This is a genomic window from Fodinibius sp. Rm-B-1B1-1 (genome assembly GCF_038594945.1).
GTDB lineage: Bacteria > Bacteroidota > Rhodothermia > Balneolales > Balneolaceae > Fodinibius > Fodinibius alkaliphilus.
The window spans coordinates 1,022,595-1,037,423 of the sequence record NZ_JBCFYD010000001.1 but is presented as its reverse complement, the minus strand read 5'-3'; the positions used below and the strand labels follow the sequence as shown (position 1 = coordinate 1,037,423).

Annotated in this window: 15 protein-coding genes; 4 read left to right on the top strand and 11 right to left on the bottom strand. The window is 43.3% G+C overall.

Annotation, left to right across the window (positions count from 1 at the left end):
* Window positions 1–30 precede the first annotated feature (30 nt).
* Window positions 31–1,125, bottom strand: coding sequence for a glycine cleavage system aminomethyltransferase GcvT (gcvT, locus tag AAFH98_RS04755; RefSeq protein ID WP_342521538.1), 1,095 nt, complete (start codon window positions 1,123–1,125; stop codon window positions 31–33).
* A gap of 346 nt (window positions 1,126–1,471) precedes the next feature.
* Here gcvT and AAFH98_RS04750 point away from each other — a divergent pair, with 346 nt between their 5' ends.
* Window positions 1,472–2,629 carry an Mrp/NBP35 family ATP-binding protein gene (locus AAFH98_RS04750; RefSeq protein WP_342521537.1) on the top strand — a complete coding sequence of 386 codons (1,158 nt, stop codon included), beginning with the start codon at window positions 1,472–1,474 and terminating at the stop codon, window positions 2,627–2,629.
* A 111-nt stretch (window positions 2,630–2,740) separates the two neighbouring features.
* On the opposite strand, the gene AAFH98_RS04745 is transcribed toward AAFH98_RS04750, so the two are convergent.
* From AAFH98_RS04745 to hutI, 6 genes are all read right to left on the bottom strand, one after another.
* Window positions 2,741–3,241 (bottom strand): SRPBCC family protein, encoded by a 501-nt coding sequence (locus tag AAFH98_RS04745; RefSeq protein WP_342521536.1) that lies wholly within the window; start codon window positions 3,239–3,241, stop codon window positions 2,741–2,743.
* A gap of 298 nt (window positions 3,242–3,539) precedes the next feature.
* Complete coding sequence (locus tag AAFH98_RS04740) at window positions 3,540–3,845, bottom strand: hypothetical protein (RefSeq protein ID WP_342521535.1); 306 nt, start codon at window positions 3,843–3,845, stop codon at window positions 3,540–3,542.
* Window positions 3,846–3,850: 5 nt separating this feature from the next.
* Window positions 3,851–4,786: a formimidoylglutamase gene (locus AAFH98_RS04735; RefSeq protein WP_342521534.1), complete on the bottom strand. Its 936-nt coding sequence runs from the start codon at window positions 4,784–4,786 to the stop codon at window positions 3,851–3,853.
* An 8-nt stretch (window positions 4,787–4,794) separates the two neighbouring features.
* Window positions 4,795–5,868, bottom strand: coding sequence for a calcium/sodium antiporter (locus AAFH98_RS04730; protein WP_342521533.1), 1,074 nt, complete (start codon window positions 5,866–5,868; stop codon window positions 4,795–4,797).
* Between the two features lie 100 nt (window positions 5,869–5,968).
* Window positions 5,969–6,367: a VOC family protein gene (locus tag AAFH98_RS04725; protein WP_342521532.1), complete on the bottom strand. Its 399-nt coding sequence runs from the start codon at window positions 6,365–6,367 to the stop codon at window positions 5,969–5,971.
* Window positions 6,368–6,513: 146 nt separating this feature from the next.
* A complete protein-coding gene (gene hutI / locus AAFH98_RS04720) occupies window positions 6,514–7,728 on the bottom strand; it encodes an imidazolonepropionase (RefSeq protein ID WP_342521531.1) in 1,215 nt (404 codons plus the stop codon).
* A 192-nt stretch (window positions 7,729–7,920) separates the two neighbouring features.
* Between hutI and AAFH98_RS04715 the strand changes: the two genes are divergently transcribed.
* Window positions 7,921–9,165: a porin family protein gene (locus AAFH98_RS04715; protein ID WP_342521530.1), complete on the top strand. Its 1,245-nt coding sequence runs from the start codon at window positions 7,921–7,923 to the stop codon at window positions 9,163–9,165.
* A gap of 102 nt (window positions 9,166–9,267) precedes the next feature.
* On the opposite strand, the gene hutH is transcribed toward AAFH98_RS04715, so the two are convergent.
* Window positions 9,268–10,767: a histidine ammonia-lyase gene (gene hutH / locus AAFH98_RS04710; RefSeq protein ID WP_342521529.1), complete on the bottom strand. Its 1,500-nt coding sequence runs from the start codon at window positions 10,765–10,767 to the stop codon at window positions 9,268–9,270.
* A 100-nt stretch (window positions 10,768–10,867) separates the two neighbouring features.
* Here hutH and AAFH98_RS04705 point away from each other — a divergent pair, with 100 nt between their 5' ends.
* Window positions 10,868–11,578 carry a ZIP family metal transporter gene (locus tag AAFH98_RS04705; RefSeq protein WP_342521528.1) on the top strand — a complete coding sequence of 237 codons (711 nt, stop codon included), beginning with the start codon at window positions 10,868–10,870 and terminating at the stop codon, window positions 11,576–11,578.
* 47 nt (window positions 11,579–11,625) lie between these two features.
* Here AAFH98_RS04705 and AAFH98_RS04700 read toward each other — a convergent pair whose 3' ends face one another.
* Window positions 11,626–12,060, bottom strand: a complete 435-nt coding sequence (locus AAFH98_RS04700) for a GyrI-like domain-containing protein (protein WP_342521527.1) — start codon at window positions 12,058–12,060, stop codon at window positions 11,626–11,628.
* A gap of 234 nt (window positions 12,061–12,294) precedes the next feature.
* On the opposite strand from AAFH98_RS04700, the gene AAFH98_RS04695 reads away from it, so the two are divergent.
* Entirely contained in the window at window positions 12,295–12,837 is a 543-nt protein-coding gene (locus tag AAFH98_RS04695) for a class I SAM-dependent methyltransferase (RefSeq protein ID WP_342521526.1), read from the top strand.
* Between the two features lie 55 nt (window positions 12,838–12,892).
* Here the strand turns inward: AAFH98_RS04695 and AAFH98_RS04690 are convergent, their stop codons facing one another.
* Entirely contained in the window at window positions 12,893–13,366 is a 474-nt protein-coding gene (locus tag AAFH98_RS04690) for a DUF456 domain-containing protein (RefSeq protein ID WP_342521525.1), read from the bottom strand.
* A 73-nt stretch (window positions 13,367–13,439) separates the two neighbouring features.
* On the bottom strand, window positions 13,440–14,819 hold the full coding sequence (locus AAFH98_RS04685) for an amidohydrolase family protein (RefSeq protein ID WP_342521524.1): 1,380 nt from the start codon (window positions 14,817–14,819) through the stop codon (window positions 13,440–13,442).
* Window positions 14,820–14,829: the final 10 nt, after the last annotated feature.

Below are 14,829 nucleotides of genomic sequence, written 5' to 3'. Positions count from 1 at the left end.
ATTAGCAACTATTTAAATCCGCAGCTACTGTTATTTCACAAACGGTGGTTTTGTTACTGTAGCCTTGGCCTTTTTGTTTCGGATTTCTACGCAAACTGTTTCTCCCTCCTCGGCATAATCAACAGAAACATAGCCCATGGCAATATTCGTACCCAGCGTAATAGATCGCGATCCACTGGTTACAAATCCAATCTCGTTGTCATCCTCATCAAAAATGGTATAACCTTTTCGAGGAATTGAGCGCTTATCATCAATAGTAAGTCCCACCAATTTTCGATCCAGCCCTTCTTCCTTTGCTTCCACTAATGCATCCCGACCTATAAAATCTCCTTTATCCAGCTTAGTGAGCCAACCCATTCGTGCCTCCAACGGATGAGTATCCTTCGTGATATCATTACCATAAAGCGCGAACCCTTTCTCCAGTCGCAGCGTATCACGCGCCCCCAGTCCACACGGTTCAATTCCAAACGCTGATCCGGCTTCCATGATAGCATTCCAAATGGCTTCGGGATCAACATTATCCTTGTTAAAATAAAGCTCAAATCCCTTTTCGCCCGTATAGCCAGTAGCCGAAAGTGTCACATCATCAAAACCGGCCAGCGTGCCCAGTTCAAAAGTATAAAACTTAATGGCTGAAAGATCGGTATCCGTCAGTTTTTGCAATGTTTCCACGGCTTTGGGCCCCTGCACAGCCAACAGGCACGTATCATCAGAAAGGTTCGCAAGCTCAGCATCAAATGAATTGTTTTGATCAATCCAGTCAAAATCCTTTTCAATATTTGATGCATTTACCACCAGAATGTATTCATGTTCATCGAGCATATACACCAGCAGATCATCGACAATCCCACCGTCCTCATAACACATGGCAGAGTACTGCGCCTTGCCGGGGACCAACTTTGAGGCATCATTAATAGTAACGTGCTGAATTAAATCCAGTGCCTCATCGCCGGTTACATAAAATTCGCCCATATGCGACACATCAAACATACCCACCTTTTCACGTACGGCGTTATGTTCTTTGCGGATACTGTCATACTGTACGGGCATCTCAAATCCGCCAAAGTCAATGAGTTTCGCTCCGGCTTGTTCATGGAGATCATAAAAGGGCGTTCGTTTCAGCATGGTTATGTTATACTTTCGTATTATTTAAACTTTTCAGTCGCCCAAAATACGGATTTCATAATAGAATAGAGAATGTATTCTGTTACTCATTTTACTTTGATTATCTCCAACAACCTATGACTTTTTCTCCTTCCGCTGCTCTGCTGCGGAAGGGATAGTTCTTGCATCCCGAAGCAAAGCACTGGGATAAGAAGTTAGTGTATAAGAAAAGTGTAAGAGCCACCCATTCCTTCCAATCCGTATTATTAACTGAATTCTTTTTCCTCAAAAACCGTTTAGCATCTGGCAAGAAATCCTTATCTTTCAAGACTGAAAAATTTAGCCCCAATCGAAGATATTTTAACACATGGCCATTAATAAGCAGCAAGTTCGCACGGCTCTAACGCATGTAATGCACCCAGAGATGGACAAGGATCTGGTTACCCTGGATATGATTGAAGATCTGATTATCCAGGATTCGTTCATCACCTTTACAATTGACCTTCCGGAAAAAGATCCCAAGCTGGAATCCAAGCTCAAGGAATTGTGCGAAGATGCTATCCGTAAGTTTGTGGATGAAAATGCTGTTTTGGATATCACCACCGCGGTCAACATTTCAAAATTCCGCAACAACGAAGATAAAGGCGAATTCCCGGGTCAGGGCCACCGCAAAAAGCGTGAAGAGAAACAAGAGCAAGGTGATGATGAGGTACTCTCAGGCGTTAAGAATATTATTGCTGTCGCTTCGGGCAAAGGCGGCGTTGGAAAATCTACGGTAGCCGTAAACCTGGCTTGCGGATTGGCCCGTACTGGTGCAAAAGTGGGCCTGCTGGATACCGATATTTACGGCCCGAGCATCCCTACCATGATGGATGCCCACGGCCGACCTAATATTACTACGAAAAAGAAACTTATCCCTAAAGAAAAATACGGCGTCCGCTTTCTGTCCATGGGTATGCTCGTCGATCCCGACCAGGCCATGATTTGGCGGGGACCTATGGTGACGAGTGCTGTTAAACAATTTATGAATGAGGTGGAATGGGGCGAACTGGATTATATGGTACTTGACTTACCTCCCGGAACCGGAGATATCCAGCTTACACTGGTACAAACCGTACCCTTAACGGGAGCGGTTATTGTTTCTACGCCACAGGACGTTGCCCTTGACGATGCCCGAAAAGGTGTCGCAATGTTTAAGAAAGTAAATGTTCCTGTGCTGGGAATGGTCGAAAATATGGCTTATTTCATTCCCGAAGATATGCCGGAGAAAAAATATCACATCTTTGGCAAGCATGGGGTTCGCAATCTTGCTGAGCGCATGGGTACGAACTTTCTTGGAGAAATCCCGCTGGAGCAAAAAGTGCGTGAAAGCAGTGACGAAGGCAAACCCATTGTGTTAGGAGATATGGGAACAACATCGGCCCAAAAATTTGTGGAGCTGTCAAATAATGTGATTCAGCAACTGGCTATCCGTAACCAGGAACAAGACCCCACAGAGAAAATCGATATCAAGATTAAGCCTTAGCGTAGATTTCATGTCATCCCGAACTTGTTTCGGGATCTACAATTATAGATGCTGAAACGAGTTCAGCATGACACGTTAAGCTTTATCATTTGATAATTACCCCGCTAAGTTTTAAAACCTTTGCGGGTTTTTCATATCCCCTTGTTCCATTTCTGCTTTCCTATAATTATACCGTTGGTGTAGTACTTGTTTTCGGTAGTCAAAAATATCGCGCAGCTTATTTCTGATCAGCAATCTATTTACCACCTTGCCTAATATACCATAGGGTGGTACATAGCTTACTTGATCAATCATTTTTACCCCTGACTGAGCTTCTTCTATTTTGTGGTGGTGATACCAAAAACGATACGGACCAATCCGCTGCTCATCAACAAACTCTTTTCCAGGAACAACATGCTTGATTTCGGTCACCCATTCCGAATGCCCCAGCAGTGGAAGCTTCACATCATATTCAACCAACATACCATTATACATTTTATCCGGAACATCACTGATAATCGTAAAATCCAATTCCGGGGGTGTAATCTCATTTAGATTTGCCGGATGAGATATAAACTGCCAAAGCTGATCTGCTGACGTATCTAATATCTGCTCTTGCCGAAATATATACATGAAACCCTTTTATCTGTTTATGGATTGTCAACAATGCAGCATTAACCATAAAACCTCAAGCAAAGGTTCCATCCCGGTTTATTTCGCCAACTCCCACACCATAATACTATGTAAAGTGATTACACAGTAATTGCACCGTATTTATGCAGATACCCTTCATAGTACTTTACATACCCATACAATTACAATACAGATCTCAATTCATTTTTTGCGATTACAAGCATCTCTTGAATAATTTCTGGCTGAAGATCAGACTCTGTCCGTAATTTAATATGCCTGGCATTTTTGCCGGAGCCTTCTATCTCAAATCCTTATTTTTCAATGCCTCCCAGCCATGGAAAAATAATTTACACATGGTTTCAGTTGGTTGTATCCCGCAAATAACAATATTAGGGTTATCAAAACTGTATAAAGCCATTACCATTTTTTTGCCACCACTGACATTTTCATCAACTTCTGGAAGGATATCTCTTATAATTTTCTGAAGACGCAATGAAATATTTTGTATCTCTTGGGCAGAGGGGCTATTAACTCTTCGACTGTTGTGGGAGGTTGCTTGTACGTAGCCATATCCTATTCCATTTAATGGTTTAACAAACGCCATGTTGATTACCGCTGACTTAATCCCAGCAAAAAGTTCCAAATGGTAAGAGCGGCCAGTTTTGCTGTTTGGTTGTCGCGGTCGTGGCGCGGATTAACTTCCGATAAATCGAAAGATGTTACCTGCTCGTTACGTCCTGCCAAATACGCGGCAATCAGCCATAAATCGGATGGGAGTCCATTGGCACATGGCGCACTTACGCCCGGCGCCTGCGATTGATCCACCGCGTCCATATCGAAGGTGACCATCAGCCGATCGTTTTCATGCTGATGAAAAAAACCTGAAATAGAGGTAATATTCGTTTCATCCCGCAACAAATATTCACCCCCCGACTTTTGTATGTATTGCAGATGCGATCGGGCTACCGAATGGGGCTGCAATCCCGCCACCAGGTACATTCCGGCACATTCACTTTTGTGCTCTATCGCCTGACGAAAGGGCGATCCAGAGTGTGCTTTTCCCTCTTTCAACGGACGCACATCGGCATGCGCATCCAGGTTAAAAATCGCTGTTTCCAGTCCGGCCTCAGCATATCCCGAAAAATGTCCGAAGGCTGTTTCGTGGCCGCCGCCTAAAATGATGGGAATTATATCCTGCTCAACATAACCAGCCAGTACTTTACCCAAATTCTGTTGATCCTCCTCCACTTCATAATGGATATTCAGATCCCCCACATCTCGGGTAGCACCAAGCAAATCCACAAAATCATTATAATTTTCGGGATTGGGCGTCAGCTTATATAACTGCTCCCGAATAGCCTCCGGTGCATCTGCCGCGCCGGTACGTCCGCCATTAATAGCAACCCCTTTATCTGAGGGAAATCCTATAACCACCACTTTGGGAGTATCATCATTATTAATATTTGCACCCAACAATTGACCGATTCGCGGATCATTATCGGCTGTTTGTGGAGTATCAATAGTAATAGGATTTAATTGTGACATGCGTAAAATTATGTTCTGTTTCTAAGTTCTTTAATAAGGATTATGATACCGGTAATAATTGTCATGGGTAGCACAAACCATCCCATTGCGGCATTAAACAAAGGAGTCAAATGGTGCTCGGTTGCCGTTAAAATTAAATATAAGGTAAAGGCAATGTAATATCCCAAAAAGAGGATCCCCTCCCAGCGGCTAATCACATTGCCGGTAAAAAAGATGGGCAGACACATTATAGCGGCGGCAATCATTATGGGGAGGTCAAACCCAATAACGCCCTGCTGCACAGTAATTCCATTGGGCAAAACCGTGGCTGTAAGGCCAATAATACACATGATATTAAACAGGTTACTGCCCACAATATTACCTACGGCTAAATCGCGTTGCCCCTTAACACTTGCCAATATCGACGTTGCCACCTCTGGAAGAGACGTACCCGCTGCTACAATAGTCAACCCCACTACCAAGCTGCTCACTCCGATGTATTCGGCAAAGGTGACTGCTCCATCAACCAGCCATTGAGCTCCTATAACTAATAAAGCTAATCCCACAACAATAAGAACGCCATCCCAAAACCAGTGACGAGTTGAATATCTTTCATTTTGTGACGATTCATCCTCTATGGAAGACGAATGATTTGACTTCTGAGCATCATAAATCAGATACCCCACGTACAGAACCAAAGCCCCAAAAAGGATACCTCCTTCCAACCGACTCACCAACCCATCCCAAGCAAAAAAGTACAGCACAAACGAGATCCCAACCATCAATGGCACATCGAGCTTGATGAGATTTTTTGAGACAACCAATGGCGTAATCAATGCTGATACCCCCAAAATAAAGAGTACATTAAAAATATTACTGCCAATAATATTACCTAAAAGCAGGGCGTCTTCTCCTGCAAGGCCCGACTGCATACTGATAGCCAATTCGGGGGCACTTGTGCCAAAGGCTACCACCGTTAATCCAATAACGAGGGGTGTCATTCCTATCCGCGCCGCCAAAGTTGAGGCCCCACGTACCAATAATTCAGCCCCCGCTATTAGCAATACAAGTCCGACAATGAAAAAGAGTATCGTTGTTACCACAGTACATTTATTCGTTTATGAAATAGCAGTAAATACTAACGATACTATTTTGTTAACAAAAGAATGCTGCCAATTTTTGTTGGCAGCATTTCAGAACTCTTTAATGATTAGAATGTAAGGCTATACGATTCCCTTCCGTATCTTCGATAATGGCCATATACCCATACTCGTCGGTAATAATAGTCTTCTTCTGGATAACCTTGCCTCCGTTGGGTTCTACTTTATCCAGCACCTTCTGTAGATCAGGATTGGCGCTAATGTAAACCAACGTACCCTCGTGACTGGGAGTATAAAATTCTTTGTGTTCACAAATTGCTCCACCCACACCACCTTCTTCTACCGGAAACATGGTCATCTTTAAATCATTATCCATTTCCATGTCTTGCATTTCAATATCAAAAATAGACTGATAAAACTTTTTGGCTCTGCTTAGTTTCTTCGCGGGAATTTCAAACCACGCTACAGCCTTCTCTAATTTTCGCATTGTTTTTGGTGCCATAACATCCTCTCTTATTTAGGGTTTTAATTGTCGTAGTTCTACGACACCATAACCAATTCAGTTCCAAAAATGCTGTAGGGGAATCCCCTTTTCTAAGCTTGCTTAACCCTGATAAGGGTAAGGAAAAATAATAGTAAGTTATTTTTTTAAACTAACTTTTCTCCCTTCACAAACGTCCCCAAGCAGTTAGCCCCTCGATAATGATACATCCAAAAATCTGGATTTGGAGCATCAATAATGGCAAAATCTGCCTGTTTTCCCCGCTCTATAGAACCCAATTTATAATCCCGCTTTATAGCTTTAGCTGCATAAATGGTCGCCCCCTTCAGCACTTCGGCCGGGGTCAACCGTCCTTGGTTGCAAGTTAACATCATCGCCAGTGGCAAATCATAGCTGGGCGCCGACCCAGGATTAAAATCCGTAGCCACAGCAACATCCACTCCTCCTTTCACCAAACGGCGACAATCCAGAAAATCTTCCTGCGTGTAGAGCGATGCCAGCGGCAGCGTCACGCCCACAACACCAGCTTTTGCCATCGCCTCAATGCCGTCATCAGAAATTTTCTCCAAGTGATCCGCGCTGGCCGCCTCTACTTCCGCTGCCAGCTCAGCCCCACCGCATGAAGTCAGCTGATCGGCATGTAGCTTGGGCGTCAGCCCCGCTGCTTTTGCAGCTAACAAAATACGTCGCGACTCCTCAACCGTAAACGCCGACTCCTCGGTAAAAATATCACAAAACTCGGCCAGATTATGCTCAGCCACCGCGGGTATCATCTCGCTAATCACTAAATTGATGTACCCCTCTCGATCATCTTTATATTCCGGTGGAATAGTATGGGCACCCAGAAAAGTAGACACCATACCAAGCTCCTGATCCTCAGCCAACCGACGATATACGCGCAATGTTTTTAACTCATCCTCCACCGTAAGTCCATATCCACTCTTGCATTCCACAGTGGTTACCCCCAGCTTGACCATCTCTTTCAAAAACTCAGATGCCTTTTCATACAACCCATCCTCGGGCGCTTTTCGGGTTTCTTTCACCGTAGAAAGAATTCCACCGCCGGCTTTTGCTATTTCGAGATAACTTTTACCCTGCACCCGCATTGCAAATTCATCGGGACGCCATCCGCCAAAAGCCAGGTGCGTGTGGCAATCAATCAGTCCCGGAACCACCATCTTCCCATTAGCATCAAATACTTTTTCGTCAGCATATTTTTCGGGCAGATCCTTTTCCTGCCCCACCCATTGTATAGTATCATCCTGCCAGGCTATAGCTGCATTTTTTTGAGGATGGATCTCGCCCTGCGCCCCTTCATCTATACATGTTGCCAAAAATCCGATGTTCGTTAGTACTGGCATATTGCTGTGTTATTAACCCAAATTCCTGTTTTTATATTGCAATCATGATAATAACAAATAGCCCAAATAATTAGAAGATTCAAACATGACTATATGCTCTCTTCTGTGTAGATTTTATATCAGATGCCGTAAAAAAAGAGAGGGCATCACAAAGACAATATTATAAAACGGCTTTTTTAGGAGGGAGTAATTATGATTTCATCAATAAAGAAAGAGAGTATATGGCTTTTCATATTCATGTTGATCTCACTTGTTAGCTGGGGACAAAACCATCAAGGATACGATTTTCGTAGAGTTAGCGTAACCGTTAATGGAGGAACAAGCCTCGGTGATACCAATCGAAATGAGTATTTCTTGTCAAGTAACTTCACCACGAATATTAAAGACACCCCCACTTTTGGCCTCGGGGTGCAATACGCTTTAACCCCAATATGGTCACTTGAACTCGGCTATCAACGTACGCAAATCAGGGGACTGGACCGACCGTTTGAGACGAATCTAAACCAGATTGCGTTTCGCAATATTATCAACTTAAACCAACTGTTGATGATTAACCAGATCACCGAGCGTTTTAATCCCTTTTTAACCGCCGGTCTCGGATACGATCTCTATAATTATCGCAGTTCTGAGGACGAAATATCTAATCACAACTCCAGCTATAACCTTGGGGGCGGCTTGGCCTACAAGCTCACTAATACCGTTGACCTGTTCACCCATTACGATTATCACATTGGATCAAACGAATTGGATAACGAAACCGAAGGTTGGGGCTCTGATCTTATTAATTCATTGACTGCTGGAATTCGCCTCAACTTTGGAAAAGCCAAAGCTATTCATCCATCCTGGAAACCAGTCCCTGCCGATTTAAGTCAATCTGACTATAAACTCTTTATGGCTCAGGTTGATCGCATTGATAAACTAAATGCACAGCTTGATCAATTGGAAGGACGCAGCGATCAAAATGATCAGCAGCATGATTCAACCATTCAAAATAATCGGACGGATATTGATTCCCTGATGGTGCGCATGAATAACCTTGAACAACAAATCGATGATCTTAAATTGGCTTTGGGGAATCTTAAAGGCTCACTTAATCCCGTTTCTGTAAACTCAGAAACAGGAAAAGCCCAACTACTACCAGCCGGAAATTACGTGCAAATTTTTGCCTCATATAATTTATCGCCGGCTCAACGCGTAAGAAACCATGCCGTTGATCGGCTAAATAATTCTTTATCTAATGCTACCGAAAAGATTTTCATTATCAAACGGAAAAACTATTACGAGGTATTGATAGGGGTTTTTAACCAATTCGATGATGCCTCCAATATTCAGCAAATTATGACCGATTTTCACGAGGATGCCTATGTCATTTCATTTCCACGACCAGTGAATCTCAATATCGACTTTGAGGGATTAAAAGTGGTGGATGAAAACTAATGATGAAAGAGATAGCCCCAAAAGAGAATCCGAAATATACATGTCTGGTTGTATTGAATGGTAAGGTCACGGCACGTCGTGACCTTGCTTAAGGAACTAACCTTACATTAACTCAATCAATTCATTTTCCACTTCCTCCACCATGCTTCGATTTTGAAGAAGCTCAACCGCCTTGCTAATATCATCCTTAAAATAGTGATCTTCCTCGGCATGCGGTATTGCATCACGGACAAACTCATGGGCAACTTCCACACCGCGTCCCGGTCGTAACGGCTTTCGAAAATCCAACGCCTGCGCAGCAGTAAACAATTCGATTGCTAACACCTGTTCTACATTTTGATACACTTCGAGGAGCTTTAATGCGCTGATACTCCCCATGCTCACGTGATCTTCCTGTCCCAAACTGGTGGGAATAGAATCCACCGACGACGGATGACAAAGCACTTTATTTTCGGATACGAGTGACGCCGAGGTGTATTGCGGAATCATAAATCCGGAATTAATTCCCGTCTCTTCCATCAACAGTTCAGGCAACCCATCATGACCTTCGAGCAACAAGTACGTCCGCCGTTCAGATATGCTGGCCAGTTCAGCCAAGGCAATTTTAGCGTGATCTAACGCCAGGGCCAACGGCTGACCGTGAAAATTTCCGCCGCTGATGATATCCCCATTTTCGAATACCAACGGATTGTCGGTCACCGAATTGAGCTCCGTTTCAATAGTCTGTTGGCAGTAAGCCAAACCATCACGACTGGCCCCATGTACCTGTGGCACGCAGCGCAGGCAGTATGGATCTTGTACCTTGCCGCAATCACGATGTGATTCCAAAATTTCACTCTCCACTAATAGCTCACGTACATTTCGTGCTACCTGTTGCTGTCCATTATGTGGACGAATTTCGTGGATACGTTTATCAAACGGCTTAATACTTCCCTGCAATGCTTCCAAGCTCATAGCAGAAATAAGATCGGCGGCCTTTAATAAACTTAATGACTTCTCGAGCACATATGCACCATAACCTCCCATCAGCTGCGTGCCGTTGATCAACGACAACCCATCTTTAGGTTGTAAATCAATGGGCTGCAGATCGTGTTTCTCAAGCACTTTCTCAGCGGGAATAGTATCCGTGCCTTCCTCATTCCAAAATAAACCATAACCAAGCAGGGGCAACGACATATGGGCCAACGGCGCCAGATCCCCCGATGCCCCAACGCTCCCTTTTTCCGGCATGGCGGGGATAAGGTCGTGATCAGAAAAATAGATCAATCGGTCGAACGTTTCTTCAGAAATACCGGAGTTGCCCAACCCAAGCGCATGAATTTTAAGCTGCAGCATCAGCCTTGAAATGTCTTTTGGGATAAGCTCTCCAACACCCACTGAATGCGATAAAATCAAATTACGCTGGAGCTGCTTCAGCTCCTCTCCGCTCACGCGCTTGTTCGCTAATGCCCCAAAACCGGTGTTTATACCGTACATTGGCTCGTCGCGACCAAGAGCATTTTCTACAATTGAGCGGGCTTTATTAATTGAAGATTTATCATTTTTTAGATGGGCAATACTTCTGGAAAGATCAGTGTATAAATTCGCTATCGTTATTTTCACAGCTATCTATTTTCATTCCCGATAATTTCCCTAAAAATACGAGGTCTCTCGACTCATCCCAATTTTGATTTTATACGCAAACAAGAGAAATTAATATTCTATGCATCAACTTATATACATTTTAGGCATCTCTTGGCTTGCTGGCTTTTCAGCCTTTATCGGCAGTGGCTTAGCTCAAATCGAAGATACGCCCAATACTGAAACCAAACAGGAACTTATCTATGGCATTGTTGCCCTTGGAGGAGGTATTTTACTGGCAGCTGTAGCGTATGCCCTTACCCCCAAAGCTATCGAAGAACTGGGAATAACAATGTTGATGTTAACATTTTGCCTGGGCGGATTGGTTTTTTGTTTTTTAGATGCGATGATCACCCAAAAAAGTGGTCAGAAGGCTCAACTCATGGCCATGCTCTTAGACTTCATTCCTGAAGCCATCTCATTAGGCGCCGTATTTGGACAAAACCGGAACCTGGGAATTTTATTAGGTGGGTTTATTGCAGCACAAAACCTTCCTGAGGGGTTTAACTCATACCGAGAAATGAAACAATCCGGGTTATCTTCCCAAAAAATCCAATTGGCATTATTTGCCATTAGCTTTATTGGTCCCGTTGCAGCATGTTTGGGGTATTTCTTCTTACAGGATAATCACACACTCACAGCCGGAATTATGAGTTTCGCATCGGGAGGTATTTTATACTTGGTCTTTCAGGATATTGCACCACAAGCGAAAATGAAGCATCACTGGAAACCACCTCTTGGAGCAATTATAGGATTTGCCATTGGTATGCTTGGCCACAAACTGCTTGGTTGAAAAATCAATAATCAATTTTATAACAGATAATTACCAGAACTCAACATTTACACCACTTTTACATACAACTCATGCGCCCGATCTGAGCTATCTCTCCGATACCCAACATCAATTTTAAAGTCACCAACATCGATATTCTGCTGCTCGGCCCAATCATACATCTTGCCAAAAGACTCAGCAATTTTTGATACGTCCCCCTCATGCTCATAGTACACATACTTCTGTGATGGAATAATTATTTTGGTCATCCCATCCGGTATTTCCGTATCCCCTTCCACTTCAACTCCTATCAACTGGGTATAGACCCCGTCAGACTCATCCAGTGATATATCCATCATAATATCATTCTTCCGTTCCGATACCTCCTCCAATCTTTTTCTAAATTCTTGCCAGACCTTGGGCATTTTTTCATGCAAATCATCCCATTTGGCCTGTACTTTTATACCTATTACGGTAAAACCTTTCGTATCAATAATCTCCATAGTAACTGTTTTGCCCTGTGTTTTAATTAATCCCTAATATTTTATAACCAAATGTTTTCAAAGCCGTTATATTCTGTAACTTTGAGAATGTTTATAATCTAAAAGATCTCTTCTATTGTGCAACCAAATTCCTGTATTCTTTGTAATCATTCCGAGGTCCAACATTTTTATGAAGATACCTCTAAGCACTACGCCTCGGACTACTATCAATGCCAACACTGCAGGCTAATTTTTGTGCCGCCTAAAGACCGCCCCGAACGCAATGAAGAATTTGCGCGCTACGAAACCCACGAAAATGATCCCCATGATGAAGGGTACCGTGATTTTTTAAGCCAGTTGTTCGATCCGCTAAACAATCTACTGGAACCAAAAAGTAAGGGGCTTGATTTCGGCTCTGGCCCGGGCCCTACACTTAACCTAATGTTGGAAGAGGAAGGTCACCAAATGCGCATCTATGATTCGTTTTATGATGACGACGAATCTGTTTTTGAAGAAACGTATGATTTTATCACAGCAACAGAAGTAGTCGAGCACCTTTTCCATCCCGGCAAAGAGCTTGAGCGTCTATGGGAATGTCTGCGACCTGGTGGATATTTGGGTATCATGACCAAAATCGCAAAAGACGATGTTGACTTCTTTGCAGATTGGCATTATCGACTGGATATCACCCACGTTACATTTTATACCAAAGATACTTTTCGGTGGATAGCCAATCATTGGAATGCTTCGGTGAAGTTTCCCCAAGACCGGGTCGTCATTTTTCAAAAGTCTGAGTAATTAATCCTAAACTTATAGATGTTAAAACAAATACAACATAACATCTCCTGATGATTTAGAATACATTTACCACAAAATAATATCCCATCACCCCACTGGCGATTACTTTCATCACCATATTCACAAATAATCCGGCAAAAGAACCAAGAGCAGATCTAAAAGCCCGGTCCGAGGTTTTTCCGCCAATGAGCTCTCCCACAAATGCCCCCGCCAATGGACCTACAATCATCCCAAGAGGCGGAAAGAAAAAGATCCCAATAACCAACCCCAAGATACTGCCCCAAACGCCGTAGGCCGATCCACCAAATTTTTTGGTGCCGTAAGCGGGGATTACATTATCCAAAATCATAATTGAGACTACAATAAGTGCCCACACAATCATAAATGTTGTCGGAAAAGGTTGGGCAGCAACCTGCAAAATCAATAATCCGCCGTAAGTAACAGGGGTGCCTGGTAAAACAGGTAAAAATGAGCCTATAAATCCAGCAATGATCAAGAGTGCTGAAATAATAATGAGTATGGTTTCCATGGCATTTAATTAGTACAAAACTAACACCCTGTCAGACGAAATAAGAAACAAAATGTTGCAACGGGAAGACGAATTAGTGAGATAGCTCTACAAGTTCTCCTTGTAAAATAACCGAATAAATATCCTCGGTATTCTTAATGTTTTTAAGCGGATTGCTGTTAAGCAAGAGCAAGTCGGCCGCATAGCCCTGTTTAACTTTCCCAAATTGATCTGCTACATCGAAAAATTCCGGACCATTAATCACCGAGCTTTGCAGTGCCTGCAGTGGACTTAATCCGGCTGCTACCAACTCTTGGAGTTCGTTATGCAACGATTTACCCGGATAGACAAAAGAATTGTAGGGACCGCTATCTGAGCCGGCATAAATAGGCACTCCTGCTTGGTGAATATCAGGAATCATATTTACGAACTGCTCTCTAAGATTTTGTCGACGCTCCGTGGCGGCTTTACTTTGATTTTGAGCAGCCTGCAATCGCCCTTGGTATGTTTTCTGAATGCCATCGCCAATATAATTAAGATATTGATCATCACTATGATCCTCATCATGGAGATTTGCCAAAACTTTGCCGATATGTAAGGTTGGCACTACGCCCGTTCCCGATTTAGCCATTTGGACATACGTTTTCTGAGCAGTTTCTTCATCATACGTTTCAACCACTTCCGATAATGCTGACCAAAATCCATACTCTCCCTCTCTCACCGATTCGGTTATTTGAGTTTCTTGAGAGGAAGAACCTTTGAGCACATAATACATATGTTCAGTGGCATCAAGCCCGGCTTCCACGGCATCATTAAAATCTACCGTAAATGGCATGTGTCCCGTAACCGACAATCCACGTTTTTCGGCTTCTTTAATTGCTGCCAAATATACCTCTGCTGGAATTGTACTGTCGTATAGTTTCACATAATCGACATTAAGTGACTCGAGTGAATCAAAGGCAGCTGGCACTTGATCTACAGAGGTTAGCTCAATTGAACCCGCCCATGAAGGATCAGCACCATCGAGCTTGGGACCGGAAGTAAAGATATTAGGTCCCAAAAGCGTCCCATTTTCAATTTGTTGCTTCCACTCCAGAACCGCAGGAGTAATATCTCCCCCGGCATCCCGAACGGTTGTTACCCCATTGGCAATAAAGAGATCAAGCAAGTCTTTATTTTCTGCAATTAAGGTATCACCACCCCGAAAATGCACATGCATATCCCACAGGCCTGGGAGCACATATTTCCCCGAGGCATTAATCGTATCGCTTGCAGCAACATCTTGTCCGTCACTATAAATCCCGGCAATACTGTCACCACGAATTTCAATCGTTTGTCCTTCAGCTATATCACCGGTTTCCACATCAATGATATTCGCATTGTGAACAACAATATCAGCAGGTGATTGAGAAGTACACGATATTGAACTCCCCATTAGCAAAAGAACAATAAACAACCGAATTATGATTTTCATCTTATTCTGG

What these genes read in the sequence shown, in the direction of transcription:
- AAFH98_RS04685 (WP_342521524.1), bottom strand. Translation starts at nt 14,819, where the DNA reads ATGAAAATCATAATTCGGTTGTTTATTGTTCTTTTGCTAATGGGGAGT.
- AAFH98_RS04700 (WP_342521527.1), bottom strand. Translation starts at nt 12,060, where the DNA reads ATGGAGATTATTGATACGAAAGGTTTTACCGTAATAGGTATAAAAGTA.
- AAFH98_RS04705 (WP_342521528.1), top strand. Translation starts at nt 10,868, where the DNA reads ATGCATCAACTTATATACATTTTAGGCATCTCTTGGCTTGCTGGCTTT.
- AAFH98_RS04715 (WP_342521530.1), top strand. Translation starts at nt 7,921, where the DNA reads ATGATTTCATCAATAAAGAAAGAGAGTATATGGCTTTTCATATTCATG.
- gcvT (WP_342521538.1), bottom strand. Translation starts at nt 1,125, where the DNA reads ATGCTGAAACGAACGCCCTTTTATGATCTCCATGAACAAGCCGGAGCG.
- AAFH98_RS04745 (WP_342521536.1), bottom strand. Translation starts at nt 3,241, where the DNA reads ATGTATATATTTCGGCAAGAGCAGATATTAGATACGTCAGCAGATCAG.
- hutI (WP_342521531.1), bottom strand. Translation starts at nt 7,728, where the DNA reads ATGCCAGTACTAACGAACATCGGATTTTTGGCAACATGTATAGATGAA.
- AAFH98_RS04740 (WP_342521535.1), bottom strand. Translation starts at nt 3,845, where the DNA reads ATGGCGTTTGTTAAACCATTAAATGGAATAGGATATGGCTACGTACAA.
- AAFH98_RS04750 (WP_342521537.1), top strand. Translation starts at nt 1,472, where the DNA reads ATGGCCATTAATAAGCAGCAAGTTCGCACGGCTCTAACGCATGTAATG.
- AAFH98_RS04690 (WP_342521525.1), bottom strand. Translation starts at nt 13,366, where the DNA reads ATGGAAACCATACTCATTATTATTTCAGCACTCTTGATCATTGCTGGA.
- AAFH98_RS04725 (WP_342521532.1), bottom strand. Translation starts at nt 6,367, where the DNA reads ATGGCACCAAAAACAATGCGAAAATTAGAGAAGGCTGTAGCGTGGTTT.
- AAFH98_RS04735 (WP_342521534.1), bottom strand. Translation starts at nt 4,786, where the DNA reads ATGTCACAATTAAATCCTATTACTATTGATACTCCACAAACAGCCGAT.